Origin of the sequence: Calidifontibacillus oryziterrae (assembly GCF_000331575.1) — a bacterium.
Taxonomy (GTDB): Bacteria; Bacillota; Bacilli; order Bacillales; family Bacillaceae_J; genus Calidifontibacillus_A; species Calidifontibacillus_A oryziterrae.
In genome coordinates, this window is sequence record NZ_ANOK01000013.1 from 1 (window position 1) to 3686 (window position 3686).

Annotated in this window: 3 protein-coding genes; all 3 read right to left on the minus strand. The window is 34.6% G+C overall.

Features of this window, described 5'->3' with window-relative positions; genetic code table 11:
* Nucleotides 1-181: 181 nt before the first annotated feature.
* Nucleotides 182-1333 (minus strand): DUF4362 domain-containing protein, encoded by a 1152-nt coding sequence (locus tag D612_RS0108390; RefSeq protein WP_017755010.1) that lies wholly within the window; start codon nt 1331-1333, stop codon nt 182-184.
* Between the two features lie 197 nt (nt 1334-1530).
* Nucleotides 1531-1917: a DUF6262 family protein gene (locus tag D612_RS0108395; protein WP_017755011.1), complete on the minus strand. Its 387-nt coding sequence runs from the start codon at nt 1915-1917 to the stop codon at nt 1531-1533.
* Nucleotides 1907-3686 (minus strand): tyrosine-type recombinase/integrase (locus D612_RS18090; protein WP_017755012.1); only part of this gene is annotated, 1780 nt, incomplete at its 5' end. The genes D612_RS18090 and D612_RS0108395, both read right to left, overlap by 11 nt.

Below are 3686 nucleotides of genomic sequence, written 5' to 3' on the forward strand. Positions count from 1 at the left end.
TTATCTTAACTTTGATGTGAGAACTATTGGAGTATCAATGTTCTCACATCATTTACATGTATTCAATGTCAATACTGGTTTTAAAAAAATTGGACCATTAATGATTTTTTGTTAAATTAAAGTATCCTATGACGAAATAAAATTGTAACTTTTAAACTACAAGGAAAACATCACAAGGAAATCAGCGTGATTCTATTTCATTTGAAAACTCTAGTTTCTTAATATCTTTTACTTTTACTCTCCCTGGCTTTGAACCTCTTATGCTTCCTTCTATGGTTGCTTGGATTTTATCGCCTGGATTGAACTCCTCTGTATTAACACCTTCTAGGATGGTAAAGTCAAAGATATAGGCATTTAGGTCCATCTGTTGTATTTCATCTTTGAGCCATTCATAATCTATCATGTTTAGGCCTTCCCCGATTAACAGTGTGTCGTCCTTCACTTGAAGTACATAACCTTGAACCGTGACCTCAGACTTTTCACTTTGCTTCTTTTCGGATTGCTTGATGATATATTCTGCTATCTTAGTAAATTTCAGGCCTTCGGGGCTTTGATCACACTCAGACCAACGAAATTCACGCTGTCCCCCGTTAATGTATACCTTTAGATAATAATTCAAGGAATCCTCGGACTCACATGTAGTCTCTAAATCTTTTTCAGCTAAGTAATTCGCAAACACTAATCTTTTATACACCTCTTGCTTCACGCTTGCTCCTAGAACAAAATCACTTGTTACCTTTGTTTCATTTGCACTGATTACTTTTTTTGTTGTGTTTGTCTTTGTATTAACTTCGTTTTCCAGTTTTCCTCCGTATTTCAGTTGAAACTCAAAAAGATCCTGTTGACTCATGTTGTAGCTAATTTTTAAGAGCTCTTCCTTACCAAAAGGTCCACCTTTACAGTCAATCGCGATATAAGAAGTGTTTGTGGGGTTTACTTCCTCGATCATATTGCTACAGCTATTAGTTCTTATTTCCCCACTGCCATACTTGTCTCGGGTGGTATCATCTTTCACCTTAAGCAATTCGCCGTTATATGTTAGATCAGTAATCATTGGATCTCCTTCAGTCGTGTAGTGGACAATTCGTAAATCAGAGGGAACACCATTCTGCATATTGTCATAGAAACTCTGCATTCTTTCCAATCCTTCAATGCTTCCATGAGTATTCAGAACATCTACATTTTCTACTCCCTGTACGTACGGTTTGGTGCTATCTGCTGACTGAGGTCCACTGTCGGCATTTGTTCTATTTGTTTCATTATCGTTCGTATTGCAGGCAGCTAGAATGAAAATTAACATGATTAAGAGATTTATCTGTGTCATTTTCTTCATCAGTTTCTCACGTCCATTCTTGAGATTTGTACATAAAGTACATAAAAGGAATAACCAACTAACATCGTTGTTTGTTTTTTTATTTGGAAATAGATACACTCCTTATTAAATAGACGTTTGTATAAAAAAAATGTCGCAATAAGTTATTCAACATTACTGTCTCGTTACAATAAGTGAATTCAAAACACAATAGACTCTCAGAATTTATCATAAACCATTCCACGCAATTTCAATAATTCATCCTTTAGACGTTTATTTTCTTCTTCAAGTTTTTTAATTCGGTTATTTTTGGCTGCGATAAGCGCATCTTTACTGGCATCTGTCATATTACGTTTTATGGTTTGCGGTGAATTAAGACCTTCTTGCTGCTTTCGTAATCCTTCTATTCGGTTCCGTATTTCTTGATTGTTATAGAGAAAAGCCTTAGATACACCTGACTCCATCGCAACCTGATTAAAATTAATTTTAGCCTTCGTTTTGATAAGACGTTGTATAGCTTGATCAACCTTTTGAGCCGTCTCTTGGCTTTTCATTTGGGCATATTTTTTAACGCCTTCGGTATTTCTAATATTCTTACTTTTCATGAGTGTGTTCCTTTCCAATATATTCGCGTCCTTTTTTCCCGGCTAAATGATGAGTTGTACCAGTCTTCAATGTTTCTAAAATAGGCTCTAGACGATCTAGAGTGGTTTGATTCTTATCTATCCAAACTTGACGACCTAAAGCCTTGCCACGCTCAATTACATTTCTAACTTCTTTAACTTCCGTTTCAAATTTAGGTATGAATTCTGGTGTTGTACAGAAATTGCGACAAGACAGACAAGGGTTCGATTGAGTGGGGCATGGCTGCTTAATTGGTTTCATACAATAGCCAAGCTCCATCTTAACAGCGTCTAAATTATGGCGTATATATTCCCATTCAATGATATCTTCATTCTCAATATCCGTTAGTTCAACTTTAACTGGACGTTTATTTTCAATGTCAATTCGAAAAATACCTTGTTTTGTAGCTTCTTCCCAAGATTTACGCATGGTAGTATCGAGAATTTTTGCATAATGCAAGGTCATTTCAGGGGAAGCATGGGCCATCCATTTTTGAACATGCAGTATGTTCATTCCGTTATTAAGAAGCTCTACACCCTTTGTATGCCGAAAGGCATGATTTTTAATAAAAAAGGGATTCCCTAAATCGTCAACTATATTTTGTTCTTCAGTAAAACGCTTCAAACCTCTGTGAATGTCATAATAATTATAGGGTCGGCCTCTCCGAACACCTTCTAGCTGTGCGAATAAATAGTTTTTAGGATTATTAATCGAATTGCTTTGTTCTTTAGTCGCTTTTATTACAGCTTCTACTATTTCTGCTACTTCTTTTGTAATCGGTACACGATGATTCATTACTTGTGTTTTTTTTATATCACCGCATAAGTACCATCCTTGCGATGTTTGTTCTAAACAATTATTGTAACGTAGATTAAGAATATCTGATATTCTCCAACCAGTTGCCCGAAGTAATACAATAATCGGTATGTATTTTGATGGCTTTAAGAATTCTAGTTTTTCCTCAATTTGTTGAAGAACCCCTTCGGGAATATATTTGATGTCATTTTCCGATTTTTTAATTGGCCTAGGGAAATCTTCTTTAAACAACAATAGATTCACAGGCAAATCAGGCGCTTCATCAAATTGCAGTTTTTCAATTGTTTCCAAGAACACATTTAGGACAATTAAATAACTTCTCTTTGACGGTATTTTGTCATAAAACTTCTTATTATGAAATATAAGATAATCTTCGATATCTTTTCGCGTTAAGGTATTTAAATCCTTCCAAGAAGGGTTTTTATCATGTATAAATGTCAAAAATAACTTTAAAATTCTAACGTCGAGAGTACATTGGCCAAGAGATAAATGACTGATTCTAAATTTTAAATATCTTTTTGCTAAAGGGCGAAATGGGGTAGGGATACCCTCAAAATTTATGATATGTCTTGATTCATGATCGGGAAATCTTGCACCAGGAATGTTTCTAACATCCCAGATATCTTTTTCAAATTCCTCTCTTGTATCATAGAAGTCTTTATAAAACAAAAATAAACGGTTAAGTAGATTTTCATAATTAGAAAGCTTCCTTCTCCCATAAATCCGGATACTTAAACCCAATTCGCTTAAATGTGACCTTAATTGCATCAAGGCTTTATTTATGTCTAAATCTGCAAAACTATTAATATTGGGATAAAATTTCTTAAGAAATATAGAAAGTTGTTTAAAAGATCTGGCATAATTATGCACTGCCGAATACAATTGTAGGTCATCTTTTTGGATACGGGTAAGAATAAAAAACTTAACTTCATTT